This window comes from Rhizobacter sp. (genome assembly GCF_046595475.1).
In the GTDB taxonomy this organism is placed as follows: Bacteria; Pseudomonadota; Gammaproteobacteria; order Burkholderiales; family Burkholderiaceae_C; genus Rhizobacter.
In genome coordinates, this window is record NZ_JBKJOQ010000056.1 from 1 (window position 1) to 25387 (window position 25387).

The 25387-nt window shown below is 65.1% G+C and carries 25 protein-coding genes; 15 read left to right on the forward strand and 10 right to left on the reverse strand.

The window, feature by feature from the left end; genetic code table 11:
- The 4 genes from AC30QB_RS10360 to AC30QB_RS10375 form a co-directional block, all read right to left on the reverse strand.
- Positions 1-506, reverse strand: a 506-nt coding sequence (locus tag AC30QB_RS10360) for a TRAP transporter large permease subunit (protein WP_489546133.1), incomplete at its 3' end; no start/stop codon positions are given.
- Positions 503-1021, reverse strand: coding sequence for a TRAP transporter small permease (locus AC30QB_RS10365; RefSeq protein ID WP_489546134.1), 519 nt, complete (start codon positions 1019-1021; stop codon positions 503-505). The genes AC30QB_RS10365 and AC30QB_RS10360, both read right to left, overlap by 4 nt.
- 78 nt (positions 1022-1099) lie before the next feature.
- Positions 1100-2131, reverse strand: coding sequence for a TRAP transporter substrate-binding protein (locus AC30QB_RS10370; RefSeq protein ID WP_489546135.1), 1032 nt, complete (start codon positions 2129-2131; stop codon positions 1100-1102).
- Between the two features lie 103 nt (positions 2132-2234).
- The gene (locus AC30QB_RS10375; RefSeq protein ID WP_489546136.1) at positions 2235-3350 is read right to left on the reverse strand and encodes a 5-methyltetrahydropteroyltriglutamate--homocysteine S-methyltransferase; all 1116 of its coding nucleotides are present in this window, start codon (positions 3348-3350) and stop codon (positions 2235-2237) included.
- A 159-nt stretch (positions 3351-3509) separates the two neighbouring features.
- Here AC30QB_RS10375 and AC30QB_RS10380 point away from each other — a divergent pair, with 159 nt between their 5' ends.
- From AC30QB_RS10380 to AC30QB_RS10415, 8 genes are all read left to right on the forward strand, one after another.
- Positions 3510-4586 carry an aromatic ring-hydroxylating dioxygenase subunit alpha gene (locus AC30QB_RS10380; RefSeq protein ID WP_489546137.1) on the forward strand — a complete coding sequence of 359 codons (1077 nt, stop codon included), beginning with the start codon at positions 3510-3512 and terminating at the stop codon, positions 4584-4586.
- A 61-nt stretch (positions 4587-4647) separates the two neighbouring features.
- Positions 4648-5409, forward strand: a complete 762-nt coding sequence (locus AC30QB_RS10385) for a GntR family transcriptional regulator (protein ID WP_489546138.1) — start codon at positions 4648-4650, stop codon at positions 5407-5409.
- 16 nt (positions 5410-5425) lie between these two features.
- Positions 5426-6400 (forward strand): PDR/VanB family oxidoreductase, encoded by a 975-nt coding sequence (locus AC30QB_RS10390; protein WP_489546139.1) that lies wholly within the window; start codon positions 5426-5428, stop codon positions 6398-6400.
- Positions 6401-6543: 143 nt separating this feature from the next.
- Positions 6544-7713 (forward strand): ABC transporter substrate-binding protein, encoded by a 1170-nt coding sequence (locus AC30QB_RS10395; protein WP_489546140.1) that lies wholly within the window; start codon positions 6544-6546, stop codon positions 7711-7713.
- Positions 7714-7892: 179 nt separating this feature from the next.
- Positions 7893-8753 (forward strand): branched-chain amino acid ABC transporter permease, encoded by an 861-nt coding sequence (locus tag AC30QB_RS10400; protein ID WP_489546141.1) that lies wholly within the window; start codon positions 7893-7895, stop codon positions 8751-8753.
- Positions 8750-9736: a branched-chain amino acid ABC transporter permease gene (locus tag AC30QB_RS10405; RefSeq protein ID WP_489546142.1), complete on the forward strand. Its 987-nt coding sequence runs from the start codon at positions 8750-8752 to the stop codon at positions 9734-9736. Before AC30QB_RS10400 ends, AC30QB_RS10405 begins: the two co-directional genes overlap by 4 nt.
- Positions 9733-10488, forward strand: coding sequence for an ABC transporter ATP-binding protein (locus tag AC30QB_RS10410; RefSeq protein WP_489546143.1), 756 nt, complete (start codon positions 9733-9735; stop codon positions 10486-10488). Before AC30QB_RS10405 ends, AC30QB_RS10410 begins: the two co-directional genes overlap by 4 nt.
- On the forward strand, positions 10481-11188 hold the full coding sequence (locus tag AC30QB_RS10415) for an ABC transporter ATP-binding protein (RefSeq protein WP_489546144.1): 708 nt from the start codon (positions 10481-10483) through the stop codon (positions 11186-11188). Before AC30QB_RS10410 ends, AC30QB_RS10415 begins: the two co-directional genes overlap by 8 nt.
- A gap of 58 nt (positions 11189-11246) precedes the next feature.
- On the opposite strand, the gene AC30QB_RS10420 is transcribed toward AC30QB_RS10415, so the two are convergent.
- From AC30QB_RS10420 to AC30QB_RS10440, 5 genes are all read right to left on the reverse strand, one after another.
- Positions 11247-11924, reverse strand: a complete 678-nt coding sequence (locus AC30QB_RS10420; protein ID WP_489546145.1) for a DUF4276 family protein — start codon at positions 11922-11924, stop codon at positions 11247-11249.
- 2 nt (positions 11925-11926) lie between these two features.
- Positions 11927-13024, reverse strand: coding sequence for an AAA family ATPase (locus AC30QB_RS10425; protein WP_489546146.1), 1098 nt, complete (start codon positions 13022-13024; stop codon positions 11927-11929).
- Positions 13025-13072: 48 nt separating this feature from the next.
- Positions 13073-14251 carry a 4-hydroxybenzoate 3-monooxygenase gene (gene pobA, locus AC30QB_RS10430; protein WP_489546147.1) on the reverse strand — a complete coding sequence of 393 codons (1179 nt, stop codon included), beginning with the start codon at positions 14249-14251 and terminating at the stop codon, positions 13073-13075.
- A gap of 26 nt (positions 14252-14277) precedes the next feature.
- Positions 14278-15105: an IclR family transcriptional regulator domain-containing protein gene (locus AC30QB_RS10435; protein ID WP_489546148.1), complete on the reverse strand. Its 828-nt coding sequence runs from the start codon at positions 15103-15105 to the stop codon at positions 14278-14280.
- 115 nt (positions 15106-15220) lie between these two features.
- On the reverse strand, positions 15221-15688 hold the full coding sequence (locus tag AC30QB_RS10440; RefSeq protein ID WP_489546157.1) for an Lrp/AsnC family transcriptional regulator: 468 nt from the start codon (positions 15686-15688) through the stop codon (positions 15221-15223).
- 125 nt (positions 15689-15813) lie between these two features.
- On the opposite strand from AC30QB_RS10440, the gene rocD reads away from it, so the two are divergent.
- On the forward strand, positions 15814-17055 hold the full coding sequence (gene rocD / locus AC30QB_RS10445) for an ornithine--oxo-acid transaminase (RefSeq protein ID WP_489546149.1): 1242 nt from the start codon (positions 15814-15816) through the stop codon (positions 17053-17055).
- A 51-nt stretch (positions 17056-17106) separates the two neighbouring features.
- On the forward strand, positions 17107-18003 hold the full coding sequence (locus AC30QB_RS10450) for an aldo/keto reductase (RefSeq protein ID WP_489546150.1): 897 nt from the start codon (positions 17107-17109) through the stop codon (positions 18001-18003).
- Between the two features lie 56 nt (positions 18004-18059).
- Here AC30QB_RS10450 and AC30QB_RS10455 read toward each other — a convergent pair whose 3' ends face one another.
- Positions 18060-19832 carry a zinc ribbon domain-containing protein gene (locus AC30QB_RS10455; RefSeq protein ID WP_489546151.1) on the reverse strand — a complete coding sequence of 591 codons (1773 nt, stop codon included), beginning with the start codon at positions 19830-19832 and terminating at the stop codon, positions 18060-18062.
- A 354-nt stretch (positions 19833-20186) separates the two neighbouring features.
- Here AC30QB_RS10455 and AC30QB_RS10460 point away from each other — a divergent pair, with 354 nt between their 5' ends.
- The 5 genes from AC30QB_RS10460 to AC30QB_RS10480 all read left to right on the forward strand — a co-directional run.
- Positions 20187-21401 carry a methyl-accepting chemotaxis protein gene (locus tag AC30QB_RS10460; protein WP_489546152.1) on the forward strand — a complete coding sequence of 405 codons (1215 nt, stop codon included), beginning with the start codon at positions 20187-20189 and terminating at the stop codon, positions 21399-21401.
- A 35-nt stretch (positions 21402-21436) separates the two neighbouring features.
- Positions 21437-21805, forward strand: a complete 369-nt coding sequence (locus AC30QB_RS10465) for a response regulator (protein WP_489546153.1) — start codon at positions 21437-21439, stop codon at positions 21803-21805.
- Positions 21806-21822: 17 nt separating this feature from the next.
- Positions 21823-22143 (forward strand): STAS domain-containing protein, encoded by a 321-nt coding sequence (locus AC30QB_RS10470; protein WP_489546154.1) that lies wholly within the window; start codon positions 21823-21825, stop codon positions 22141-22143.
- Positions 22144-22168: 25 nt separating this feature from the next.
- Entirely contained in the window at positions 22169-24355 is a 2187-nt protein-coding gene (locus AC30QB_RS10475) for a chemotaxis protein CheA (protein ID WP_489546155.1), read from the forward strand.
- Between the two features lie 36 nt (positions 24356-24391).
- The coding region (locus AC30QB_RS10480; protein ID WP_489546156.1) for a methyl-accepting chemotaxis protein at positions 24392-25387 on the forward strand (996 nt) is incomplete at its 3' end.

Consider the following 25387-nt stretch of genomic DNA (forward strand, 5'->3'; position numbering starts at 1 on the left):
GTCAGGATGGCGTAGATAACCAGCGGCACCGACGGCGGGATCAGGATGCCCAGCGTGCCGCCGCAGGCCAGCGCCGCGGTGGTGAGGCGGCCGTGGTAGCCGTGGGCCTTCATCTCGGGGTAGGCCACCTGGGTGATGGTGGCCGCGGTGGCCACGCTGCTGCCGCACACCGCGCCAAAGGCCGCCGCCGACAGGATGGCCGCCATGGCCAGCCCACCGCGGATGTGGCCGACAAACGCCGCTGCCGCCTTGAACAACGACCGCGACAAACCGCCCTGGGTGGCGAACTGCCCCATCAGCAAAAACAACGGGATCACCGACAGGTCATAGACCGTGAGCCGCGCCACCGCGCTGCCCTTGAGCAGGTTGAGCAGCGCCATGTCGCCGGTGAGCGACAGGTAGCCCACGGCGCCGGGGATGAACATCGACACCGCGATCGGCACGCGCAGCGCCATCAGCAGCAGCATGCCGGCAAACATCCACAGGCCGATGGCGCCGGGGGTCACTGGGCAACTCCAACAGCTGGCGCGGCTGCACTGTCGGCATCCACATCCAGCCCACGCAGTTGCCGCGCGGCTTGCCACAGTGCGATCAGCGCGGTCAGCGCCAGGCCGGGCGCCAGCATCGCGTAGGCCCACCACATCGGCAAGCCGATGATCATGGTGGTTTCACCCGCCTCGCCCACCGCGAATGCGCCGGCCGCGGTGCGGGCCGACAGCAACGCGCACATCACCGCCATCAGCAGCGAGCCGATGCCGTCCAGTGCCCGGGTGCTGCGCTGGGCCAGCCTCTCGGTGAAGAAGTCGACGATGATGTTGCAGCGGTGCAGCTGGCACCAGGGCAGGCACAGCGAGATGCACAGCGCGATGCCCATCTGCATCATCTCGACGTCGCCCGGTATCGGCTTGGAGATCGTCGCGCGCATCACCACGCTGACCACCGTCAACAGCGCCAGCGCGCTGGCCGACAAGCCACCGAGCAGGGCAAACCACAGCGCAATGCGCTTGAACAAGGCATGCATGCCTTCGACTCCGGTCAGGCTTGAAGGACAACGCGCCCACCGGGCGCGTTGTGCGGTTCAGCGGGGCGGGCGGTGCGCCTACTTGCGGTACTTGGCCAGCAAGTCGCGCGCGTCCTGCAGCATCTGCTTGCCGGGTAGGCCACGCTTGTCCATGTCGGCGGTGAAGTCGTCATACAGCGGCGCGGCGGCCTTCACCCAGTTGTCCAGTTCACTGGCCGGGACGGTGTAGAGGGTGTTGCCGTGGTCCTGCGCGGCCTTGCGGCCGGCCGCCTGGCTGCCGTCCCAGACCTTGCCGATGGCTTGTGAATAAGCGGCGCCGGCGTTGTTGTCGATCACCTTCTTCAAGTCGGCCGTCAGGCTGTCGTACTTGGCCTGGTTCATCGCCAGGACGAACACCGCGCTGTACAGCGCCGGCCGCGACGGATCGGTCTCGCTGTGGAACTTGACCATCTCCTGCAGCTTCAGCGAGGGCATCACCTCCCAGGGCAACAGGAAGCCGTCGATGGTGCCCTTGCTCACGGCATCCACCACCGCCGGCAGCGGCATGCCCACCGGCGACGCGCCCAGCGCAGCCAGCAGCTTGTTGGTCTGGCGGGTGGGCGCGCGCATCTTCAGGCCCTTGAAGTCGGCCAGCACCTTGACCTGCTTCTCGCGGGTGTGCACATAGCCTTCGTCATGCACCCAGATCGCCAGGATCTTGGTGCCGGGGAACTCCTTGACGGCGTACTTTTGCAGGTAGTCCCAGGCGGCACGGGCGCCGCCCTCGGCCGAATTGGTCATGAATGGCAGCTCAAACACCTCCAGCGCCGGGAAGCGGCCTGCGGTGTAGCCCGGCAGCGTGATGACAACGTCGGCCACGCCGTCCTTGACCTGGTCGACCAGTTGCTGCGGCGTGCCGCCCATGCTCATGGCCGGGAACACCTGGCACTTCAGCTTGTTGGCCGATTCGCGGGCGACCTTGTCGCACCACGGTGTGATCACGTTGACCGAGGCCATGGCCTGCGGGTTCCAGATGTGGTGGAACTTCAGCGTCACCTCTTGCGCCTGGGCGGTGGCGCCCAAGGCCAGCGCTGCGGCCAGCGCCAGGGTGTTGCGGATGGTTTTTTTCATGAGGTATCTCCGGTTCGGCTTGCTGGAATGTGCGACAGGCGCAACGCCCTGGATCATGCGTTGGCCGCGGCGCGGCGCCAAGCGGACAAACGCGGGGCCGGCATCAGCCCCACACCTCTTGCGCGGTCTCGATCACCAGCCGCAGCTTGGCGCGCTGGGCTGCCACCGCGATGTTGTTGCCATGCACCGTGCTGGAGAACCCGCACTGCGGCGACAGGCACAGCTGATCGAGCGGCGCGTACCGGGCAGCTTCGTCAATGCGGCGCTTCAGCGTGTCCTTGCTCTCCATCTCGCCGAACTTGGTGGTCACCAGGCCCAGCACCACGGTCTTGCCTTTGGGCAAAAAGCGCAGCGGCTTGAAGTCGCCCGAGCGGGCATCGTCGTATTCCATGAAGTAGGCGTCGAGGTTCATCTCGGCCAGCAGCGCCTCGGCCACCGGCTCGTAGTTGCCGGCGGCCGCGTGCGTGCTCTTGAAGTTGCCGCGGCACAGGTGCATGGCCAGCGTCATGCCGGCGGGCTTGCGCGCCACGACCTTGTTGATGAACTGGGCGTAGCGGTGCGGCAGCTCGTTCGGGTCGTCGCCGCGGCTGCGCGCGGCTTCGCGCATCTTGTCGTCGCACAGGTAGGCGAGGTTGGTGTCGTCCATCTGCACGTAGGTGGCGCCTGCCGCGGGGAGTGAGCGCAGCTCGTCGCCATAGGCATTGGCCACGTCTTGGTAGAACGCTGGCTCCAGCTCGGGGTAGTGCTCGCGGCTGATGCCGGCGCGCCCACCGCGAAAGTGCAGCATCGTCGGCGACGGAATGGTCACCTTGGCCGTGCTGCCCGGTGCGAGCTGGCGCTTGAGGTATTGAAAGTCGGCGAGCTGGATGTCTTTCACGTGGCGCACCTTGTCGACCACGCGCATCACCGGCGGGGCCAGCTCTTCGCTGCCGTCGGGGCGAATGATGGTGACCGGGATGTCGGTCTTCACGCCCCCCAGCTGCTCCAGGAAGTCGATGTGAAAGTAGGTGCGGCGGAACTCGCCGTCGGTGATGCTTTTCAGCCCCACGTCTTGCTGGAAGTTGACGATCTCGGTGATGCACTCGTCTTCCACTTTGCGCAGCTCCGCGGCCGACATCTCACCCTTGGCCTGTTTCTCGCGCGCGTCGAGCAAGCGCTTGGGGCGCAGAAAGCTGCCCACGTGGTCGGCGCGGAAGGGGGGCGTGGGGCGGGTGCTCATGGGGTCTCCTTGAAGAGCTCGAAATGGCAGATGTTACTGATCGAGCCTGTCTTGGAATACAGGAAGCCACTGAATTAACGGGTAAACCCTGTGTTTTTAGGGTTTACTGGAGAGATTAAACTTTCTTTGTATACAACACGTATCCAAGAAGCCGTCGCCATGAAACCTTATCCACTCAACGCCTGGTACGCCGCCGCCTACGACGTGGAGGTGAAAGCCGCCCTTCTGAGCCGCACCCTCTGCGGTCAAAAGGTCGTCATGTTTCGCCGCCAAGACGCCTCAGTGGCCGTGCTCGAAGACGCCTGCTGGCACCGGCTATTGCCGCTCAGCAAGGGCACGCTGCACAACGACGAGATCACCTGCGGCTATCACGGCCTGGTGTTCAACGGCGACGGCCGCTGCACCCACATGCCCTCGCAAGAGACCCTCAACCCCTCGGCCTGCGTGCGCTCGTATCCGGTGGTGCAAAAGCACCGCTTCATCTGGGTTTGGCCGGGTGACCCGGCGCTGGCTGACGAGAGCCGTGTGCCAGACCTGCACTGGAACGACGACCCTGCGTGGGCTGGTGACGGCAAGCTGATTCGCGTCAACTGCGACTACCGCCTGGTGCTCGACAACCTGATGGATCTGACGCACGAGACCTTCGTGCACGGCTCCAGCATCGGGCAGCGCGCCGTGGCCGAAGCGCCCTTCGTGGCCACGCACGGCGACAAGACGGCCACCGTCACCCGCTGGATGGAAGGCATAGACGCACCGCCCTTCTGGGCCGGCCAGCTGAAGCACGCGACCGGCCACGAAGGCTTGGTCGATCGCTGGCAGATCATCCGTTTCGAGGCGCCCTGCACGATTGCCATCGACGTGGGCGTGGCACCCACGGGCACTGGTGCGCCGCAAGGCGACAGATCAAAGGGCGTGAACGGCTTCGTGCTCAACACCATCACACCCGAGACCGACGGCACTTGCCACTACTTCTGGGCCTTTGCGCGCAACTACTGCCTGCGCGAGCAGCGCTTGACGCACGAGCTGCGCGAGGGCGTGGCCAACATCTTCAGAGAAGACGAGCTGATCCTCGAAGCCCAGCAGCAGGCCATCAACGAGCACCCGGGCTACAGCTTCTACAACCTCAACATCGACGCGGGCTCGATGTGGGCGCGCAAGCTGATCGAGAAGATGGTGAAGGCCGAAGCGCCGCCGCCGGGGGCTCCGAAGGTGATCCCGCTGCGAACGGCGGCTTGAACGAGAAAGAGGGCGCAAGGGCCGCGCCCTTTGCGTCCAGAAATAGGAATCCCACGTCACCATGCTTCTGAAAACAGACACTGAAAACACAAGCACGTCGCAGACCGTCCGCACGCAGCTCAAGCTGCGCGAGCTCATCGTCAGCGGCGAACTGAAGGCGGGCAGCCGCATCGCCGAGCTGGCGCTGGTCGAGATGCTGGGCGCCTCACGCACACCCATCCGCATGGCCTTGGTGCGCCTGCAGGAAGAAGGCCTGCTCGAAGCCCTGCCCAACGGCGGCTTCGCGGTGAAAGACTTCTCTGAAGCCGACATTCACGATGCCATCGAAGTGCGCGGCACGCTCGAAGGCCTGGCCGCGCGCCTCGCTGCCGAGCGCGGCATCAGCTCGGTGCTGCTGGCTGAAGCCCGCGATTGCATCGCCCGCATCGACGCGCTGCTGGCTCAGCCTGAGCTGAGCGAGGCATCGTTCGTCGGTTACGTGGAGCAGAACGGTCGCTTTCACGATTTGCTAAGCGAGATGGCCGGCAGCGACCTCGTGGCGCGCCAGCTCGACCGCGCCAAGACCCTGCCTTTTGCCTCGCCCAACGGTTTCGTGATGGCACGCAGCACCGGCCCCGATGCGCGCGACATTCTGGTGGTGGCGCAAGAGCAGCACCGCAGCGTGATCGAGGCCATCGTGCAGCGTGAAGGCGCGCGTGCCGAGGCCCTGATGCGCGAGCACGCGCGCATCGCCCACCAGAACCTTCGGCATGCCCTGCAAAGCCACCAGAGCTTGCAGAAATTGCCTGGCGCAAGCCTGATCCGCCGCCGCGCCACCCGTTGAGAGAAAGGCCTGTGCCATGAAGAACAGCCAAGCCTGGCACCCCGCCCACGTCCGAGCCCACCGCAACTTGAGCGCCACGGTGCGCGAGTTCGAGATTCGCCCCGAAGGTGGTGTGAAGCCCTGGACGGTGGGCAGCCACCTGAAGCTGCAGGTGCTCGTCGACGGCCGCGAAGAGATGCGTTCATATTCTCTGGTTGGCCTTCACGACCAAGACGTCTACCGCATCGCCGTGAAACGCGCCGAGCCCAGCCGCGGCGGCTCGCGTTTCATGTGGAGCCTGGAGGCCGGTGCTGAGCTGATGATCGGCGAGCCCAACAACCACTTCGAGCTGGCCTTCAACGCGCCGCAGTTCCTGCTGGTGGCGGGTGGCATCGGCATCACACCGCTGGTGGGCATGGCGCAGACGCTGGCGGCCAAGGGTGCCGACGTGCACATGCGCTATGCCGCTCGCAATGCGGGCGAACTGGTACTGGGTGAGGCGTTGCAGCAGTGCCTGGGCGAGCGGCTGAAAACCTTCTGTAGCGACGCCGCCCAGCGCATCAACCTCGACGCAGAGATCGCCGCGCTCGCGCCGCGCGCACAGATGCTGGTGTGCGGCCCCATCGCCCTGCTCGAAGCTGCCCGCGAGGCCTGGGCCCGGGCCCACCGCCCCGCGGCCGACCTGCGCTTTGAGACCTTCGGCAACAGCGGCCACCACGCCGCCCAACCCTTCTGGGTGGAGCTGCCGCGCCACGCACTGCGCATCGAGGTACCGGCCGACCGCAGCCTGCTCGATGTGCTCAATGAGGCGGGAGTCGAGACGTTGTTCGACTGCTGCCGCGGCGAGTGCGGCCTGTGCGCAATGGACGTGGTGTCGGTGCAAGGCAGCATCGACCACCGTGACGTGTTTTTCAGCCCCCACGAGCAGCAAAGCAACCAGCGCCTGTGCGCCTGCGTGTCGCGCGTCAGCGGGGGCGGCGTGGTGCTCGACACGGCCTATCGCGCAGACTAGGTACAACCCTGTGCGTTATGCCTCTTGGGCATAGCTGCTAGTCACTCACCCCAATTGCCGGACAACGTGCGCATGCCGCACATTCACGTCTGCCAGCACCCAAGCAGGCGCTTGAACCAACGCCCCCACCGGAGACAACCGCCATGCAAAAACGCCACGTTCTGAAGGCGCTCGCCGCCGCCGCGCTCGCCCTCTGCCTGCCGCACAGCTTTGCCCAGACGGCGCCGTTCAAGATCGGCTTCATCTTGCCCATGACGGGTCAGCAAGCCTCTACCGGGCGGCAGATCGAAGCCGCCATCAAGCTCTACATGGCACAACACGGTGACACCGTGGCCGGCCGCAAGGTCGAGCTCATCGTCAAAGACGATGCTGCGGTGGCCGACACCACCCGCCGCTTGGCGCAAGAGCTGATCGTCAATGACAAGGTGGACGTGATCGCCGGTTTCGGCATCACCCCCACGGCCATGGCCACGGCGCCCATCGCCACGCAAAGCAAGACGCCCATGGTCGTGACGGCCGCCGCCACCTCGGCCATCACCAATGCATCGCCCTATGTGGTGCGCACCAGCTTCACGCTGCCACAGGCCGCTGTGAGCATGGCCGACTGGGCGGCCAAGAACAAGATCAAGCGCGTGGTCACGCTGGTGAGCGACTACGCCCCCGGCATCGACGCCGAGAAGTACTTCAAGAGCCAGTTCACGGCCAAGGGCGGCCAGGTGATCGGCGAAATTCGCTCGCCTTTGAAGGCTCCCGACTTCGCCCCCTTCCTGCAGAAGGTGCGCGACGACAAGCCCGACGCGGTGTTCGTGTTCCTGCCCTCGGGCCAGGGCGCGGCCTTCATGAAGCAGTTTGCCGAACGCGGGCTCGACAAGGCAGGCATCAAGCTCATCGGCACCGGTGACATCACCGACGACGACCAGCTCAACGACATGGGCGACGTGGCCGTGGGCGTGGTCACCGCGCACCACTACTCGGCCTCGCACAACTCGGCGCTGAACAAGCAGTTTGTGGCCGCGTTTGAAGCCGCCAATAAATTTCGCCCCAACTTCATGGGCGTGGCCGGCTACGACGGCATGGCGCTGATCTACAAAGCGCTCGCCACCACCAAGGGCCAGGGCGGCGGCGATGCGCTGCTGGCGGCGATGAAGGGCGCCACCTTGGAGAGCCCGCGCGGCATGATCACCATAGACCCCGAAACGCGCGATGTCATACACGACATCTACATCCGCAAGGTCGAACGACTGAACGGGCAGCTGTTCAATCAGGAGTTCGATGTCGAGAAGCAGGTGAAGGACCCGGGCAAGGCGAAGTAGGCCGCTCTTTAGACCACCCGCCACCTCGCCTGACACCTCCGCTCTGACACCTCCGCTCGGGCTGAGCTTGTCGAAGCCAGCTCAGTGCACTGCGCTTACCCTTCGACAGGCTCAGGGCGAACGGTGATCAGGAACCACCGCAGGGCGAACGTGCGTAGAACTCCGATCTCTCCACCCGCATGCTGACCCTACTCTTCGACGGCATCGCCTACGGCATGCTGCTGTTCGTGCTCTCTGTGGGGCTGGCCGTGACCATGGGCTTGATGAACTTCATCAACCTCGCCCACGGGGCCTTCGCCATGGCCGGTGGCTACACCACGGTGCTGCTGATGAACCGGCTGGGCGTGCCCTTTCTCGCCACGCTGCCGCTGGCTTTCATCTTCACGGCGGTGCTGGGCGCGCTGTTCGAGCGCACGCTGTACCGGCCCATGTACAAGCGCCCCCACCTCGACCAGGTGTTGTTTTCCATCGGGCTGGTGTTCATGGCCGTCACAGGGGTCGACTACTTCATCGGCTCGCAGCAGCAGATGATTTCGGTGCCGTCTTACCTGCAAGGCCGCTTCGACCTGGCGGCGGTGGGCATAGGCAAGTACCGGCTCTTCATCATCGTGATCTGCGGGCTGCTCACGGTGGCGCTGCAGATGGTGCTGTCGCGCACGCGCTTCGGCAGCCGGCTGCGCGCCGCGGTAGACGACCCGCGCGTGGCGCAAGGCCTGGGCATCAACGTCAGCCAGGTGTTCTTGCTCACCTTTGCCGTGGGCTCGGGCCTGGCCGGCCTGGGTGGTGCGCTGGGCGCCGAGGTGCTGGGCCTGGACCCGACATTTCCGCTCAAGTTCATGGTGTACTTTTTGATCGTGGTGTCGGTGGGCGGCACCACCACCATTACCGGGCCCTTGCTCGCCGCGCTGCTGCTGGGCATCGCTGACGTGATGGGCAAGTACTACGTGCCCAAGCTGGGCGCCTTCATCGTCTATGCGCTGATGATCGCCATCCTCACCTGGCGCCCGCAAGGCCTGTTCGGCCATCGGGGTTCCAAATGAGCGAGGGCAGCTCACTCGACAAGGTGCAGGCTTCGCTGCGCACAGCGTCTGCCTGGCGCTGGTGGGAGATGGCGCTGGGCGCGGTCGCATTGGCCTCGGTGTTTTTCTCGGGCAACCATGCGCTGCTGCTCAACGAGATCGTGATCCTTGCGCTTTTCGCCGTGTCGCTCGATTTGATTCTCGGCTTTGCGGGCATCGTGTCGCTGGGCCATGCGGCCTTCTTTGGCTTTGGCGCTTACGTGGCGGGCTTGTTTGCCAAGCTTGTGATGCCCGACCCGCTGGTGGGCTTGGCCGTGGCCATTGCCGCGGCTGCGGTGCTCGGTGCCTTGTGCAGCGTGCTGATCGTGCGCGGCTCCGACCTCACGCGTTTGATGATCACGCTGGGCGTGGCCGCGGTGCTCTACGAGTTGGCCAACAAGCTCGACTGGCTCACCGGCGGTGCCGACGGCCTGCAAGGGGTGGTGATGGGGCCTCTCTTGGGAAAGTTTGAATTCGACCTCTATGGCCGCACCGCCTACGCCTACAGCCTGGTCGTGCTGGGGCTGGCCATGCTGATCACGCGGCGCATCGTGCATTCGCCCTTCGGCTATTCGCTCAAGGCCTTGCGCGACAACCGCTTGCGCGCCACCGCCATCGGCCTGTCGGTGCAGGCGCGTCTGGTGGCCGTCTACACCTTGGGCGCTGCCTTGGCGGGTGCGGCGGGTGCGTTGATGGCGCAGACCTCGGGCTTTGCGTCGCTCGATGGGTTTGAGTTTCACCGCAGCGCCGACCTGGTGCTGGTGCTGGTGATAGGCGGCACGGGCTATCTGTATGGCGGCGTGTTTGGTGCCATCGCCTTCAAGCTGCTGCACGACCTGATCTCGGCCTGGACGCCGCAGTACTGGGTCTTCTGGTTGGGGCTGTTCCTGGTGCTGCTGATGCTGGTCGGGCGTGAAAGGTTGATCCGCCCGCGGACCTGGTTCAAGCACGGGGGCGGCGAATGAGCAACGTTGTTCTTGAAACCCACCAGCTGCTCAAGCGCTACGGTGGCATCACGCCCACCCACGACGTGTCGCTCAAGGTGGAGCGGGGCGCGCGCCATGCGTTGATCGGCCCCAACGGCGCCGGCAAGACCACGCTCGTCAACTTGCTCACGGGCGTGGTCGAACCCACCTCCGGTCGCATCTCGCTCGACGGGCAAGACATCACCCGGCTGAGCGCCCACCAGCGCGTGCGGCGCGGCATCGTGCGCACCTTCCAGATCAACCAGCTCTTCAACGAGCTGACGCCGTTGCAGTCGTTGGCGCTCACCGTGTCGGCGCAGCTCGGCATCAGCCAACAGTGGTGGAAGCCGCTGGGCCACGACCCGCGCGTGGCCCAGCGCTGCGACAAGCTGCTCAGGCAGTTTCGCCTTGACGACGTGATGGACCAGCAGGTAAAGGTGCTGGCTTATGGCAAACGACGCTTGCTGGAGATCGCCACCGCCCTGGCGAGCGAGCCGCGCGTGCTGCTGCTCGACGAGCCCGTGGCCGGCGTGCCCGAAGGCGAACGGCAGGAGATTTTCGACACCATCAACGCACTGCCACCCCAGGTGTCGATACTCTTGATCGAGCACGACATGGATCTCGTCTTCAACTTTGCGCGCACGGTGAGCGTGCTGGTCAATGGCGCGGTGTTTGCTGAAGGCGACGTGGCCAGCATATCGACCGACCCGCGCGTGAAGGCGGTCTATCTTGGCGAGGGCACCCATGGTTGAGCTGTTGCGCGTAGAGCAACTGCGCTCAGGCTACGGTGAAGCCGTGGTCGTGCAAGGCATAGACCTCAACCTCGAACAAGGTCAGTCGCTCGCCCTGCTGGGCCGCAACGGCACCGGCAAGACCACGCTGATGAACTCGCTGGTGGGCGTGACGCGCCGCCATGCCGGGCGCATCTTCCTGGGCGGTCAAGACATCACCACGTTGCCGCCGCACCGGCGTGCCGCAGCTGGCATCGGCTGGGTGCCGCAAGAGCGCAACATCTTCAAGTCGCTCACGGTGGATGAAAACCTCAGCGCCGTGGCGCGCACCGGGCCGTGGACGGTGCAGCGCGCCTACGAGATGTTTCCGCGCCTGGCCGAGCGCAAGGCCAACATGGGCAACCAGCTGTCGGGTGGCGAGCAGCAAATGCTGGCCGTGGCGCGTGCGTTGGTGTTGAACCCCAAGCTGCTGCTGCTCGACGAGCCGCTCGAAGGCCTGGCGCCCATCATCGTGGAAGAGCTGCTGCGCAGCATCGCCCGCGTGGTACGCGACGAGGGCATGTCGGCCATCATCGTGGAGCAGAACCCGCGCATGATCTTGCCGATCACACATACCACCGTGGTGCTCGACCGCGGTGCGGTGGTGTACCGCAGTGACAGCGCCTCGCTGCTCGCTGACCCGGCGCAGCTCGATCGCTGGCTGGCCGTGGCTCGCGCCTGATCAGGGTCAGGCGGTAGAGGCCGGCCGCATCAACGTTCGCACGAAGCTAAGGCATTTTTCAGAGGGGCTTCAACGCTTGCAATCGCTGCACCCATTGCGCAAAGTGTGGGCATTGCGCTACGAGAGCAGCCAACCCGATTCGCTCGCCGATCAACGGGGCATGCCGTGTTTTTCGGTAGTTCGGATTCAATAGGCGCTCAAGCCGAGCCGAAGGCTTGTTCTCGAAGCTGTCATTGATGTGTTCGGGCGTGTCGAACGCGGCACGAATGGACTCAAGCGCCGGGGCATAAGCATCCCAGCCCGGGACAGTTTCGCTCAGTGCCAACGGGCTGGAAAAGAACAAGCCCTCCAACTCGTAAGGCTGCACATGGACAAAGAGCCGGTCGGGGCGGCAGCCGTTGTCGGCGACCAGGGCTTGATTCAAGGCTGCTTGAATGCAGTGGGCCTTGTCCGCTGGTTGCTTGAGCTTGGCCGCTTCGGCTCGACCGGGCATGTCGCTGTCCAGCGCGTACAAGTCGAAGAATGTGGTGAGGTAACTTTTTGAGCTTTGGCGCAAGGTGTTGCGCACATTGATCTTCAGCCGGTCAAAGTTGATGGCGCCTCCCGCGCTGTCGCGTGAGGTGTGCATCGTCTGGGGCTTGAGATAAACCTGCAGCTCGCGTAAAGCCGGCGCCACCACACGCTTCAAAAACAGCTCGTCGCTTTGCCCTTCGGCAAACACGATGACCTCGGTCACGCTCAAGGCCGCCCGCCCAGCACATTGCGCAGCCACAGCTCGCCCAAAGGTGTGTAGCTCTCCAGCCACCCAGCGAGTTCGGCGCTGCTCTGCCGGGTGAATGTGGACTCGTCTTCGTCGCGATCGACCACGATCACGTCTTCAGGCGTCAGTGCATTGAGCAGCTCCACCGATTGTGTAGACAGGATGAGCTGCCGCTTCTCCGAAACCTGCTTGAGCATGTCGGCCAGTACCCCGATGGCATAGGGGTGCAAGCCGAGCTCGGGCTCGTCGATCAACACCGTATCGGGCAGGCTTTGCCAAGGTTGGAGCAACAGTGTGGTCAAGCAGATGAAACGCAGTGTGCCGTCCGAGAGCGCACCAGCGCCATAAGGCGTATCGGGGTCGGCGCGTTGGGTCCACTCCAGCTCAATGCTGTCTGGCTCATCGGGGCGTTCGACGAAATCTCCGAAGAATGGAGCGACAAGGCGGATCGTTTCGACGATCTGCTGGTAGTCCTCTGGGTGGCTCCTGCGCAGCTTTGCGAGGTAGGCGGCCAGGTTGCCAGCATCGGTCTTGAGCCGGAGGGTATCTCGTGGGCTGTGGGCTTGCTTGACCGCGGCGCTGTCGGTGGTGTCGTGAAAGTGATATTGACGCCAGCTCTGCATCATGGCCCTGACATGACGCGCCACGGGCGTGGTGTCGCTGCGTACCAGTGCTTCTTCGTGGTTGCGACCGAGCGGGTAGGCGGTACCCGACGTCATCTGCCCGGATACCCAGGTTTCTTCGCGCGCGAAGATGAAGCGGTTGTCATTGGTGGGCTCCAGGGTGATGCGATAGCCGTTGCTTATGCCGGCGTTCGGTTGCCCATAGACCTCCATGTCGATGGCGTCAGTGTGTTTGCGCCCACGGTGCAGTAAAGCCGAGGCTCGCCCCTGCTTCTGCACATAGCCCGGAAAGTTTTCACCGGCCACCTCGGACAAAAAGCGCAGCGCACCCAGGAAGTTGCTCTTGCCCGCGCCGTTGGGGCCGATCAGCACATTGAGCGAGCGCAGCTCCAGCGCTTCAAGCTTCTTGATCGACTTGAAACCGCGGATGGTGACGCTTTTGATCTGGGCCATGTTCGATTACGCTGGTCTGCGCAGCATTCTCGCTGATGCCGGCTGTCTTCAGGCCTCCAGCGGCAGCCCTACGTAGTTTTCTGCCAAGGAAGTAGAGGCCGCTTCAGACCCGAGCAGGTAGCCGATCTCGGCCTCTTGAATCTTCTGTGCGAACTCACCGCCATCTGGAAACTTGTGCATCAGCGAAGTGAACCACCAGGAGAAGCGCACCGCCTTCCACACCCGACGCAAGCACCGATCTGAATACGCATCGATACCCGCCGCGCTGCGATCGCGATAGAACTCGATCAACCCGCGCGACAGGTAGTGCACATCAGACGCCGCCAGGTTCAACCCCTTGGCCCCCGTCGGCGGCACGATGTGCGCCGCGTCTCCTGCGAGGAACAAACGCCCGAAGCGCATGGGCTCGGCCACGAAGCTGCGCAGCGGGGCAATGCTCTTTTCGATCGACGGGCCGATGACCATGCGTTCGGCGGCTTCGGGGTCCAGGCGCAAACGAAGTTCGTCCCAGAAGGCCTGGTCAGACCAACGCTCGATCTTGTCGTCGAGCGAACACTGGAGGTAGTAGCGACTGCGCGTGTTCGAGCGCATGCTGCACAGCGCGAAACCACGCTCGTGGTTGGAGTAGATCAACTCATGAGCCACCGGCGGCGTCTCAGACAAAACGCCCAGCCAACCGAAGGGGTAGACCTTCTCATAGGTGCGCAGTGCGTCGGCCGGCACACTCGCGCGGCTGGCGCCGTGGTAGCCGTCGCAGCCGGCGATGAAGTCGCATGGCACTTCGTGCGTGATGCCATCTTTGAGGTAGGTGACGCGTGGTGAGGCGCCATTGAAATCATGCAGCTGCACGCGCTCGGCTTCGTACACCGTCTTTGCGCCGGCCGCCGTGCGTGCGTCCATCAGGTCGCGTGTCACTTCGGTCTGGCCATAGACCATCACGTTCTTGCCGCCAGTGAGGGTGTGCAGGTCAATGCGGTGGTGCGTGTTGCGGTAGCCGAGGTTGAAGCCACCATGCACCAGGCCTTCGGCGTGCATGCGCTGGCCCAGGCCCAGCTGATCCATCAAATCGACCGTGCCTTGCTCCAGTACACCGGCGCGAATGCGGCCCAGCACGTAGTCGGCGCTGCGCTGCTCGATCACGATGGCATCGACACCTGCCTGGTGCAGCAGCGCGCCAAGCAGCAAGCCCGACGGGCCCGCACCGATGATGACAACTTGTACGCGCATGGGGGCCGTGGGTGAAAGGCGCTGGGTCAGAGCGTACTGCGCAGGCGTGCCTGGGCTTGCAGCAGCTCGGGCAAGCAGGTCTCGACCAGCTGGGCCATGGTCACGCGTGAGGCCTGGGCGCTGATGTTCATCGCGGCCAGCACTTCACCCCGGTAGTTCTTCAGCGGGACCGAGATGGTGCGCAGGCCGAGCTCGAACTCCTGGTCTACGGTGGCAAAACCCTGCACGCGGATGCGCATGATCTCTTTGCGCAGCGCGTTTGCATCGGTCAGGGTGTGGGGCGTGAGCGCCTCTAGCGTCTGATGGTCCAGCCACGCATCGACCTCTGCCGGCGTCTTGGCGCTGAGCAGTACGCGGCCATTGGCGGTGCAGTAGGCGGGCACGCGCGTGCCAGGTTGCAGGGTGGACGACACCAGACGGCCCGCTTCGGTGGCGGCGATGCAGATCACGTCGCTGCCGTCGAGCACACCGGCCGACGAAGCTTCTTTCAGCGCATAGGCCAGCTTGTGCAGCTCGGGCTGCACGATGCGCGGCAGGCGCGCCGAGTGCATGTAACTCTGGCCCAGCCGCAGCACCTTGGGGCTGAGCGAGTACATCTTTCGGTCGCTGCTCACGTAGCCCAGGTATTCGAGCGTGATGAGGTAGCGGCGCGCGGCCGCACGCGTCAGTCCGCAGCGCGTGGCGACCTCGCTGATGGTCAGGCGCGGGCGGTCCTGGTCGAAAGCTTCGATCACCGCCAAGCCCTTTTCCAGGCCGGCGATCAGGTCACGTTTATGGGGGCCGGCAGGCGCCGAGGGCTCGGCGGTGCGGGGTTCAGGGGGCAGGTCGGAATCAGAGTGGGCCAAGGCGTTCATGAGCAGGGCTCATTCGTGGTCAGATGAATGTAGTTATCCCTCATCATTAAATCCATTGCCAATCGCCTTTCGTGGGCGATTGCCGGATATTCCTGTTCTGCTTTACGGGCCAACCCTAGAGGTTCACGGGCATAGGCGAAGGCGCCTTGATCTCTTCCATGCAGATCATCGAGCGCACATCGTCGACGCCTGGCACTTGCATCAGCTGGTCGGTGAGGAACTGGCTCAGGCTCTTGAGGTCGCGGGCCACCACCTTGAGCAAGTAGTCACTGTCGCCAGAAACCGTGTGGCACTCAAGAATCTGAGAAAACGCGCGCATGTGGGCTTCGATCTCGCGCACGCGGCCAAACTGGCCGCCGTCGATGTTGAGGCTCACGTAGGCCATCACCCCCAGGCCCAGCAGCTGCGGCTGCACCTGGGCGTGGTAGCCGCGGATCACACCGCGCTCTTCGAGCGAGCGCACGCGGCGAAAGCACTGCGGCGCCGACAAATGCACCTGGGCTGACAGCTCCACATTGGTGGCGCGGCCGTCTGATTGCAGTGCTTCGAGGATCTTGCGATCGAGGGCGTCAATTTCCGTGATGGGCACGATGTTTCCTTCCGATAAGCAAGAATCTTGTGCTGTTGAGTCTATTGGTGCAATAAATGGAATGCAAATTTCGCTCGACCCTGCCTAGACTGAGAACGCCACCCGATCGGACCCAAATCATGACCACCGCCGCCCGTGCCGCCGCCCTGCGCCATCGCTCACAGCCCGCCCTCTCCCCCGTCCAGCTTGAAGCCCGCCATGGCGCGCACAACTACCACCCGCTGCCGGTGGTGCTGACGCGCGGTGCGGGGGTCTACCTGTTCGACGACGCCGGGCGCCGCTACCTCGACATGATGTCGGCCTACTCGGCGGTGAGCTTTGGCCACAGCCACCCGGTGCTGGTGCAGGCGCTCACCGAGCAGGCTCAAAGGCTCGCGGTGACGAGCCGCGCCTTCCACACCGACCAGCTCGGCCCGTTTTTGCAGCAGCTGTGCCGCATGACCGGCATGGCACGCGCGCTGCCGATGAACAGCGGCGCCGAAGCGGTCGAAACCGCCATCAAGGCCGCGCGCAAGTGGGCCTACAAGGTCAAGCGCGTGCCCGAGGGGCGGGCCCACATCATCGTGGCCGAAGGCAACTTCGCCGGGCGCACCACCACCCTCGTCGGCTTCTCCACCGAAGCGCAGTACCGCGACGGCTTCGGCCCGTTTGCGCCGGGCTTCTCGGCCGTGCCCTTCGGCGACGCCGATGCGCTCAGGGCCGCCATCACGCCCGACACCGCCGCCTTCATCGTCGAGCCCATCCAGGGCGAGGCCGGCATCATCGTGCCGCCGGCGGGCTACCTCAAGGCAGTGCGCGAGATCTGCACTCGCCACAAGGTGCTGATGATTTGCGACGAGGTGCAAACCGGCCTGGGCCGCACCGGCGCACTGCTGGCCTGCGACCACGAAGGCGTGAAGCCCGACGGCCTGATGCTCGGCAAGGCGCTCGGTGGCGGCCTGCTGCCGGTGAGCGCCTTTCTCGCGCGCGACGATGTGATGGCGCAGTTCACCCCCGGCGACCATGGCAGCACCTTTGGCGGCAACCCGCTGGCCGCCGCCGTGGGCCTCGCCGCGCTGCAGCTGCTGGAGAGCGAGCAGCTCTCACGCCGCGCGCAAGAGCAGGGCGACTACCTGATGGCGCGCCTGCGCGCACTCGATCACCCGGCCATCACCGACGTGCGTGGCCGTGGCCTGCTGGTGGGCGTGCAGATTGCGCCGGGCTTTGCCAGTGCGCGCGAAGTGTGCGAGCGGCTGATGCACGAAGGCGTGCTCACCAAAGACACCCACCACACCGTGGTGCGCCTCGCGCCGCCGCTGGTGATCGAGCGCGAGCAGATCGACTTGGCGGTGGCGGCACTGCAGCGCGTGCTGCAACGCTAGGCCCGGCGCGCGAGAATGCGGCGCTTGTGCCCCGCACCCTCTCGCCACGCCATGACCCTCGTTGAACTCTCCCCCGGCGGCCCCCGCCTGTCTCCCGTGGTCGTGGGCGCTTGGCGCCTGGCGGAGTGGGGCTGGTCGCCCCAAGAGCGGCTGCGCTGGATTGAGCAGTGCATCGAACTCGGGGCCACGAGCTTCGACCATGCCGACATCTACGGCGGCTACCTGAGCGAGGGCCTGTTCGGCGAAGCCTTGGCGCTGAAACCCGGCCTGCGCCAGCGCATGCAGCTGGTCAGCAAGGTGGGCATCAAGCTCGTCTCGCCGCAGCGGCCCGGCCACACCATCAAACACTACGACACCAGCGCGGCGCACATCAGCTGGACGGTCGACAACGCCTTGCGGCAGCTGCACACCGACCACCTCGACCTGTTGCTGATCCACCGCCCCGACCCGCTGCTCGATGTCGATGAAGTGGCACGTGCCTTCGAACAGCTGATCGCCGCTGGCAAGGTGCGCCACGTGGGGGCTTCCAACTTCACGCCAGCGCAGTTCGAGCTGCTGGGCTCGCGCATCAGCTTGTCGACCAACCAGGTCGAGCTCAACCCACTGAGTCGCCAGGTGCTCGACGACGGCACGCTCGACCAGTGCCAGCGCCTGCGGGTGCGGCCAATGATCTGGTCGCCACTGGCTGGCGGCGCGCTCTTCACCAGCGACGACCCGTCGGCCCAGCGTGTGCGACAGGCGCTCAGCACCCTCGCCCAGCGGCACGACACGAGCGCTGCGACCATCGCCCACGCCTGGCTGCTGCGCCTGCCCAGCCGGCCGCTGCCTATCGTGGGCTCCCGCCGCCCCGAGGCTTTGCGCGAGGCCCTGGCGGCGCTTGAGTTGCGGCTTGATGCGCCCGAGTGGACCGAGATCTGGAGCGCAGCCACCGGGCAGCAGGTGCCCTGAGAGCCTGGGGCCTAGCGGCCCTGCGGCATCAAAGCTGCCGTTGTGACTGACCCTGTTCAGCCCGAGAGCGCTGCTCCGCATTTCGCACAAAAGCGGGCACCCGCAGATACCGCTGTGCCGCATTGGGTGCAGAGCACGGCGGGGGGCTGGGTGGATGCGATGGCGGCGGCAAGATGCGGGTCGCGTTGCAGCTGCGCCGCCGAGACATCGGGCCCCGCCAGCCCACGCTCGCCGCTGTTGAGAGCGGCAATGCGGGCCTGGTCGGCGGTGGAGTTGGGCGCCACCAGCACGCTTTGGTTCTGCGCAAACTGCATCAGGTGGGCGGCGAGCGCACGGGCTTCTTTTTCGGTGGAAAACATGGCCGTGACCTGGCGCGAGTCGTCCTTGCCGAACACCACCGACTCGATGCGAGCCCGCCACACGCGCAGCGTGGCCGCTTCGGTGCGCACCACGTCGTTCTCGGTGTTCAGCCGGCTGGTGAACTGGTTGCCGGTGCCTATGCGCGAGGTCTGGTAGTTGCCGATCACCTCGACCCAGGTCAGCATCGACTCGAAGTTGAATCGGCCCCACAGGCGGCTGGCGGCCTGGAAGCAAAAGACTGCCACCAGCGCCAGGATGGTCGAGGTGCCGGCGATGGCGTAGCGGTTTTTCTTCCAGGCTTCGAGCACATTGAACTCGCGCACGAAGTACAGGGCAAGGCCCACGGCCACCAGCACCAGCGCCACGGCGTACAGGTCGAGCAAAAGCAGCGCGCGGTGGCGCCGCTCACTCAAAGCCGCGCCGAAGCTGGGCGCCTTGGTGCCGGCCAGCGGCAGGGGCTGCGTCTCTTCGAGCAGCTCGCCGGCGAAGCTGCCGCTGGGCGTGGCGGCCGAGGTATGCGGGTCGACGCGCGCATAGCGGCGATTGGGAATGCGCTCTGTCCATTGCGACTGCAGCGTGCGGTCGAGCTCGTCCATCAGGCTGGCTGGTGGCGCGTTCATCGACAGGCGCTGCTGCTCCACGCTGGCGCGGGTTTGCGGTGCGCCGTCCACCTGCGCCAGCACCGCGGCCATGGCCAGGCCGCAGGCCACAAGCGAGGCGCACAGCATCACGAACACCTGCGTGTTGAGCGTGAAGTCGCCCAGGTGTGGCAGGCCCGAGCCCAGCAGCGCCAATGCCACCGGCGCAAGTATGGCCGCGGCGATCAGGCCCACCACCGATGCCACGGTCAGGCGCGCGCGCCCTTGCGAGAGCACCGGCTTGATCAGGAAGAAGGCGCCGAAAGCAAAGTAGAGGATGCCTATCCAAGGCCGCGTGGCCGGTGTGCCGAACAGCAGCCACGAGAACAAGAAACTCAGCAGCGTGGCTGCGATGGCCGCCAGGTTGAACATGTAGCGCTGGGCCAGCCACTGCACTTCAATGGGCGCGGTGATCAGCGTAGGCGCCCAGTGGTAGAGCAGGCCTTCGAGCGCGCCCTTGGGTTCGGGGTAGCTCAGGCCGCCTTGGCGCAGCATGTCTTTCACATGGTCGGCTGCCTTGGAGCCGCCCACCGCGTTCACCGGGATCTCTGGTGCCAGCGAGGCTGGCCGGCCGCGGCCAAAGAAGAAGCGCAGCCGGCGTGCCGCGGTGGCCGCGCAGCCCAGGCCACCGGCCAGCATCAGCAAGCCGGCCAACAGGGGCGCACCGGCCATGCTCACGGCGTGTTCTTGCATGGCACTGCGCGCCCACCACAGGCTGGTAATGCCGGCGGTCAGCAAGACCGCGGCGCATAGCCACAGCAGGCGGTTCTGCAAGCGGTACGGGTTGGGCAGCTCCAGTAGTTTTGATTCGGAGCTGTAGTCGTAGGCCATCGGTTTCTCCCTGCGGGTGTCGCGGGGAGTTTAGGTCGCTCGCTCAGGCAGGGCCGCTTGAAGTCGCGTGTCACGAGCAGCTCGTTGACGATGGAGATCATCAGCTGCCTCTGGCCATGAATGTTGGCGATCATGTCTTTCTGGCGCTCGGCGGGCTGAGGTGCGGCGCTGATCGGCAGCACGATCGTGCTTTTTCCCCGGTGCGAATCGAGCTATTTCAGAAGGTGGCACGCGTGTAAGCACTCTCTTACAAAGAAGCGAAAGAAGAGGCTCAAAAGCACCCCACACCTGCCGATTCAGTGGTCAACCTTCATCGCAACATGCCGAAGAGCAATGACCATGAGCAGCCACACCATGTCCTCTTCGTCCGCAGACCGCCCAGTCGAGGCCACCGTGCCTTCGCTGGCCCCGTGGTGGCGACGCGTGGCACGTGCCGACTTTGCCGCCTGGCAATGCAGCGCACTGGGTGTCGCCGCAGGGCTGTGCACGGGGCTCACCAGTGCCGGCAGCACCTGGGCCTGGCTGGCGGGCGCCGGCCTGTTCGCTGCCGGTGTGCTGATCGACCGCCGCCACGCCGCGCGCCACCGCGCGCTGCAGCGCGCCACCGCCGACTACCTGGCCGGCGCCGAAAGCGTGGGCCGTGACGTGCTGCCCGTGTGGAGCGGCCACATCGAAACTTCTCGCGTGCAGATGGAAAGTGCCATCGCCTCCTTGACCGAGCGCTTCGCCGGCATCGTCGACAAGCTCGACCAGGCCATGCGGGCCTCCGACATGGCGGGCAGTTCGGTGCAGGGCGAGGACCAGAGCCTCGTGGCCGTGTTCGCCAACAGCAGCAAGGAACTCAACGCCGTGATGGAGTCGCTGCGCACCGCGATGGCGAGCAACAGCGTGATGCGCGAAGAGGTGCAAAGCCTGCACCACTTCATCGACGATCTGCAGCAGATGGCAGCCGAGGTGGCCAACATCGCGGCACAAACGAACCTGCTGGCCATCAATGCGGCCATCGAAGCCGCTCACGCCGGCGAGACCGGCCGTGGCTTCGCGGTGCTGGCGCAAGAGGTGCGCAAGCTCTCGGCCATGTCGGGCGAGACGGGCAAGCGCATGGCTGACAAAGTAGCACTGGTGGCCAGTGCCATTGGCAATGCACGCCGCAGCGCGGAGGCGTCGGCCACGCGCGAAGCAGCCTCCATCGGCGGCTGTGAAGCTTCCATCAACGGCGTGCTCAACGACTTTCGCAGCGTGACCGACGCGCTGGCCGAGTCGGCCGACGTGCTCAAGCGCGAGAGTGTGGGCATCCAGGCCGAGGTGGGTGAAGCCCTGGTGCAGTTGCAGTTTCAAGACCGCGTGAGCCAGGTGATGACGCATGTGCGCCAAAACATGGCCAAGCTGCCCGAGCAGCTCGTGCAAAGCCGCATCGCCTACGAGCGCGACGGCGTGCTGGAGCCGGTGGACGCGCGCGCGCTGCTGGCCGAGCTGGAAAAGACCTACGCCACGGCCGAGGAGCGCGAGACGCACGGCGGTGGCAGCGCAGGCGGCGCACCCAAGAACGAAGAGATCACGTTCTTTTAAGCAAGTCTTCAGCAAATGAAAGACCCGAGGACCTCATGGCCAAGAGCATTCTGATCGTCGACGACTCCGCCTCCGTGCGGCAGGTGGTGGGAATTTCCCTGCGAAACGCAGGCTACGACGTGATCGAGGGCTGCGACGGCAAGGACGCGCTGTCCAAGCTCAAGGGCCAGAAGGTGCACTTGATCATCAGCGACGTGAACATGCCCAACATGGACGGCATCAGCCTGGTGAAGGCGGTGAAGGCCATGCCGGCCTACAAGTTCACCCCCATCGTGATGCTGACCACCGAGTCGCAAGAAGGCAAGAAGCGCGAGGGCCAGGAAGCCGGCGCCAAGGCCTGGATCGTCAAGCCCTTCAAACCCGACCAGTTACTGGGCGTGGTTCAAAAGCTCGTCTTGCCCTGAACGCGGAGCGCATCACCATGGCATCGAAGAAAAAATCGGCCGCCGCTGTGCACACGCTGCTCATTGAAGGCGAACTCACCATTTACCGCGCTGCCGAGCTCAAGCCGGTGCTGCTCGACGCCGTGGCGAACGAGAGCGTGGTCGAAGTCGACCTCAGCGCCGTGAGCGAATTCGACACCGCCGGCCTGCAGATCCTGATGCTGGCCAAGCGTGCGGCGGTGGCTGCCAGGAGCGAGCTGCGCCTGGTCAAGCACAGCCCGGCCGTGGTCGACGTGCTGCAACTGCTCGACCTGGCCGGCTACTTCGGCGACCCGCTGGTCGTGCCTTCGGCCGCCTGACCTCACGCCCTTGATCGGACACCCCATGAACCTCGACCTGGCTCTGCAGACTTTCTTCGTTGAAAGCCGTGAGTTGCTGGAAGCGATGGAGGCCGCGCTGCTCGCCATCAGCCAGGAGAGCGGCGACAACTCGGAAACGGTGAACGCCATCTTCCGCTCTGCCCACACCATCAAGGGCTCGGCGGGCCTCTTTGGCCTGGACCCGGTGGTGGCCTTTACCCACGTGGTGGAGAGCGTGCTCGACGAAGTGCGCGAAGGCCGCATCGTGCTGGACGACGCCCTGATTGCGCTGCTGCTCTCCTGTGGCGACCACATCGGCGCCCTGGTCGACTCGATGGAAGTCGACCCCACCCACACCGACCCCGAACTGATTGCGCGTGGCGAACCGCTGCTGACCCGCCTGCACGCCTACCTGTCGCCAGCCGCGGGCGGTGCGTTGATGGTGGCCCCCGGGCCGGCCTTCGAGCGCATCGCCGCCGAAACCAGCGAGGCCGACCCCTGGCACATCTCGCTGCGCTTCGGCCCCGACGTGCTGCGCAACGGCATGGACCCGCTGTCCTTCCTGCGCTACCTGGGCACGCTGGGCACCATCACCGGCATCGTGACCTTGCCAGACGCCATTCCGCCCGCCGACAAAATGAACCCCGAGAGTTGCTATCTCGGATTCGAAATCGCGCTGTGCAGCAAGGCCGACAAGGCCGCCATCGAGAGCGTGTTCGACTTCGTGCTCGACGACTGCCTGCTGCGTATCGTGCCGCCCAAGAGTCGCATCGACGACTACATCGCCATCCTGCGCGACCTGCCTGAGGAATCGTCGCGGCTGGGCGAAATGCTGGTGCGCTGCGGCACCGTGACCGCCTACGAGCTGGAGGCCGCGCTGCAGCAGCAGGCCGATGCGCAAACGGCGGCCGCCCACGCCGAGGCCTCCCCGCCACTGCTGGGCGACGTGCTGGTGCAGCAAGGCGCCGTGGCCCCACCAGTGCTGGCCGCTGCGCTGGAAAAGCAGAAGAAGGTGCGCGACACCAAGGCACAAGAGAACCAGTCCATTCGTGTCGATGCCGACAAGCTCGACCACCTGATCAACCTGGTGGGCGAACTCATCATCGCTTCTGCCGGTGCGAACCTCATCGCCCGCAAGGCGCGCAACGTCGAGCTGCAAGAAGCCAACTCGGTGCTGTCGGCCCTGGTGGAAGAAGTGCGCGACAGCGCGCTGCAGCTGCGCATGGTGAAGATAGGCGCCACTTTCAGCCGCTTCCAGCGCGTGGTGCACGACGTGTCGCGCGAGCTGGGCAAAGACATACAACTGGTCGTGAGCGGCGAAGACGCCGAGCTCGACAAGACGGTGGTCGAGAAGATCGGTGACCCGCTGATGCACCTGGTGCGCAACGCCATCGACCACGGCATCGACTCGCCCGACCTGCGCGCCGGGCGCGGCAAGCCGGCGATGGGCACAGTCAAGCTCAACGCGTACCACGACTCGGGCAGCATCGTGATCGAGGTCGGCGACGATGGCGGTGGCCTGGACCGCGAAAAAATCATGGCGAAAGCGGTGGAGCGCGGCCTGGTGGAAGCCGGCAGGCAACTGACCGACGGCGAGATCTATGGCCTGGTTTTCGAACCCGGCTTCTCCACTGCTGAGAAGGTCACCAACCTCTCGGGCCGCGGTGTGGGCATGGACGTGGTCAAGCGCAACATCACCGCCCTGCGCGGTAGCGTGAGCATCTCAAGCGTGCCCGAGCAAGGCACCACCGTCACCGTGCGGCTGCCGCTCACGCTGGCCATCATCAATGGCTTTCAGATCGGCGTGGGCAAGGCCGTCTTCGTGGTGCCGCTCGACATGGTCGAAGAGTGCGTGGAGTTCTCGGCCGAGCCGGGCCACGACTACATCGACCTGCGCGGCCAGGTGCTGCCCTTCATCCGCCTGCGTGAGCTCTTTGACGTGACCGGCCCCACCAGCACCCGGCCCAACGTCGTGGTCGTCAGGCATGCGGGGCAGAAGTTCGGCCTCGCGGTCGACACGCTGCTCGGCGAAGCGCAGACCGTCATCAAGCCCCTGTCCAAGATGTTTGCCCAGGTTCAAGGCATCAGCGGCTCCAGCATTCTGGGCAGTGGCGATGTCGCACTGATTCTCGATGTACCGGCGCTCATGCAGCTGGCCGGTACACCCCGGCAAGTTGCCGCCACGCCCATGGGGCTCATCCAGCCCGCGTAAGCGGTTTTGTGTTCTTGTTCGAAAGGTCAGTCAGCCATGTTTTCCAATTTCAAGATCGGCGTGCGCCTCATCGCAGGCTTCATGTTGGTAGCCGCCATCAGCGCCGTCGTGGGCCTCATCGGCATCTCCAACACCAGCCAGATGAACGACATGGCCGACAGCATGTACACGAAGGAACTGATGGGGCTGTCCTACATCAAGGAAGCCAACATCAACCTGATCTACATCGGGCGCGCCCGCTCCAACTACCTGCTCGCCTCTTCGCAGGCCGAGCGCGAAAAGCACCTGGCCTCGATCAACAAGAGCAGCGCGGCCATGAAGGAGTACATCGAGAAGGCCAAGCCGCTGTTCGTGAGCGACCGCGCCAAAGAGGTTTTTGCCAACTTTGCAAATCTCTCGGTCGACTACCAGCGCGAGATGCAGAAGGCGCTGGCCATTGCGGCCACCAAGAAGCTGAGCGAGCGCGACGAGGTGCTCGACCAGACGCTGGAGTCGGTGCGCGACAAGGCCAACAAGCTCGACGAGATGCTCGACGAGCTGATCCTGCAGAAAGAAACCCGCGCCAAGCATGCTGCCGAACAGACCGCTGCGCTTTACCACTCCAGCCGAACGCTCATGCTCGCCCTCATTGCCGGCGGCGTGCTGCTGGGCATTGCGCTCGGCTTCTTCATCAGCCGCAGCGTGAGCAAGCCGCTGGGCCGGGCAGTCGATGCCGCCAACCGTCTGGCCGAAGGCGACCTCACGGTGCAAATCGAAGCCACATCGCGTGACGAGACGGGCCAGTTGCTGCAGGCCATGCAGAACATGGTCACCAAGCTGTCGCAAGTGGTCACCGATGTGAACAGCGGTGCCGAAGCGCTGGCGGGTGCGTCAGAAGAGGTGAGTGCAACGGCACAGTCGCTGTCGCAGGCGTCGAGCGAGCAAGCGGCTGGCGTGGAAGAGACCAGCGCCTCGATCGAGCAGATGACGGCATCGATCACACAGAACACCGAGAACGCCAAGGTCACCGACGGCATGGCCACCAAGGCGGCG

What these genes read in the sequence shown, in the direction of transcription:
- AC30QB_RS10365 (WP_489546134.1), bottom strand. Translation starts at nt 1,021, where the DNA reads ATGCATGCCTTGTTCAAGCGCATTGCGCTGTGGTTTGCCCTGCTCGGT.
- AC30QB_RS10370 (WP_489546135.1), bottom strand. Translation starts at nt 2,131, where the DNA reads ATGAAAAAAACCATCCGCAACACCCTGGCGCTGGCCGCAGCGCTGGCC.
- AC30QB_RS10375 (WP_489546136.1), bottom strand. Translation starts at nt 3,350, where the DNA reads ATGAGCACCCGCCCCACGCCCCCCTTCCGCGCCGACCACGTGGGCAGC.
- AC30QB_RS10380 (WP_489546137.1), top strand. Translation starts at nt 3,510, where the DNA reads ATGAAACCTTATCCACTCAACGCCTGGTACGCCGCCGCCTACGACGTG.
- AC30QB_RS10385 (WP_489546138.1), top strand. Translation starts at nt 4,648, where the DNA reads ATGCTTCTGAAAACAGACACTGAAAACACAAGCACGTCGCAGACCGTC.
- AC30QB_RS10390 (WP_489546139.1), top strand. Translation starts at nt 5,426, where the DNA reads ATGAAGAACAGCCAAGCCTGGCACCCCGCCCACGTCCGAGCCCACCGC.
- AC30QB_RS10395 (WP_489546140.1), top strand. Translation starts at nt 6,544, where the DNA reads ATGCAAAAACGCCACGTTCTGAAGGCGCTCGCCGCCGCCGCGCTCGCC.
- AC30QB_RS10400 (WP_489546141.1), top strand. Translation starts at nt 7,893, where the DNA reads ATGCTGACCCTACTCTTCGACGGCATCGCCTACGGCATGCTGCTGTTC.
- AC30QB_RS10405 (WP_489546142.1), top strand. Translation starts at nt 8,750, where the DNA reads ATGAGCGAGGGCAGCTCACTCGACAAGGTGCAGGCTTCGCTGCGCACA.
- AC30QB_RS10410 (WP_489546143.1), top strand. Translation starts at nt 9,733, where the DNA reads ATGAGCAACGTTGTTCTTGAAACCCACCAGCTGCTCAAGCGCTACGGT.
- AC30QB_RS10415 (WP_489546144.1), top strand. Translation starts at nt 10,481, where the DNA reads ATGGTTGAGCTGTTGCGCGTAGAGCAACTGCGCTCAGGCTACGGTGAA.
- AC30QB_RS10425 (WP_489546146.1), bottom strand. Translation starts at nt 13,024, where the DNA reads ATGGCCCAGATCAAAAGCGTCACCATCCGCGGTTTCAAGTCGATCAAG.
- pobA (WP_489546147.1), bottom strand. Translation starts at nt 14,251, where the DNA reads ATGCGCGTACAAGTTGTCATCATCGGTGCGGGCCCGTCGGGCTTGCTG.
- AC30QB_RS10435 (WP_489546148.1), bottom strand. Translation starts at nt 15,105, where the DNA reads ATGAACGCCTTGGCCCACTCTGATTCCGACCTGCCCCCTGAACCCCGC.
- rocD (WP_489546149.1), top strand. Translation starts at nt 15,814, where the DNA reads ATGACCACCGCCGCCCGTGCCGCCGCCCTGCGCCATCGCTCACAGCCC.
- AC30QB_RS10450 (WP_489546150.1), top strand. Translation starts at nt 17,107, where the DNA reads ATGACCCTCGTTGAACTCTCCCCCGGCGGCCCCCGCCTGTCTCCCGTG.
- AC30QB_RS10455 (WP_489546151.1), bottom strand. Translation starts at nt 19,832, where the DNA reads ATGGCCTACGACTACAGCTCCGAATCAAAACTACTGGAGCTGCCCAAC.
- AC30QB_RS10460 (WP_489546152.1), top strand. Translation starts at nt 20,187, where the DNA reads ATGTCCTCTTCGTCCGCAGACCGCCCAGTCGAGGCCACCGTGCCTTCG.
- AC30QB_RS10465 (WP_489546153.1), top strand. Translation starts at nt 21,437, where the DNA reads ATGGCCAAGAGCATTCTGATCGTCGACGACTCCGCCTCCGTGCGGCAG.
- AC30QB_RS10470 (WP_489546154.1), top strand. Translation starts at nt 21,823, where the DNA reads ATGGCATCGAAGAAAAAATCGGCCGCCGCTGTGCACACGCTGCTCATT.
- AC30QB_RS10475 (WP_489546155.1), top strand. Translation starts at nt 22,169, where the DNA reads ATGAACCTCGACCTGGCTCTGCAGACTTTCTTCGTTGAAAGCCGTGAG.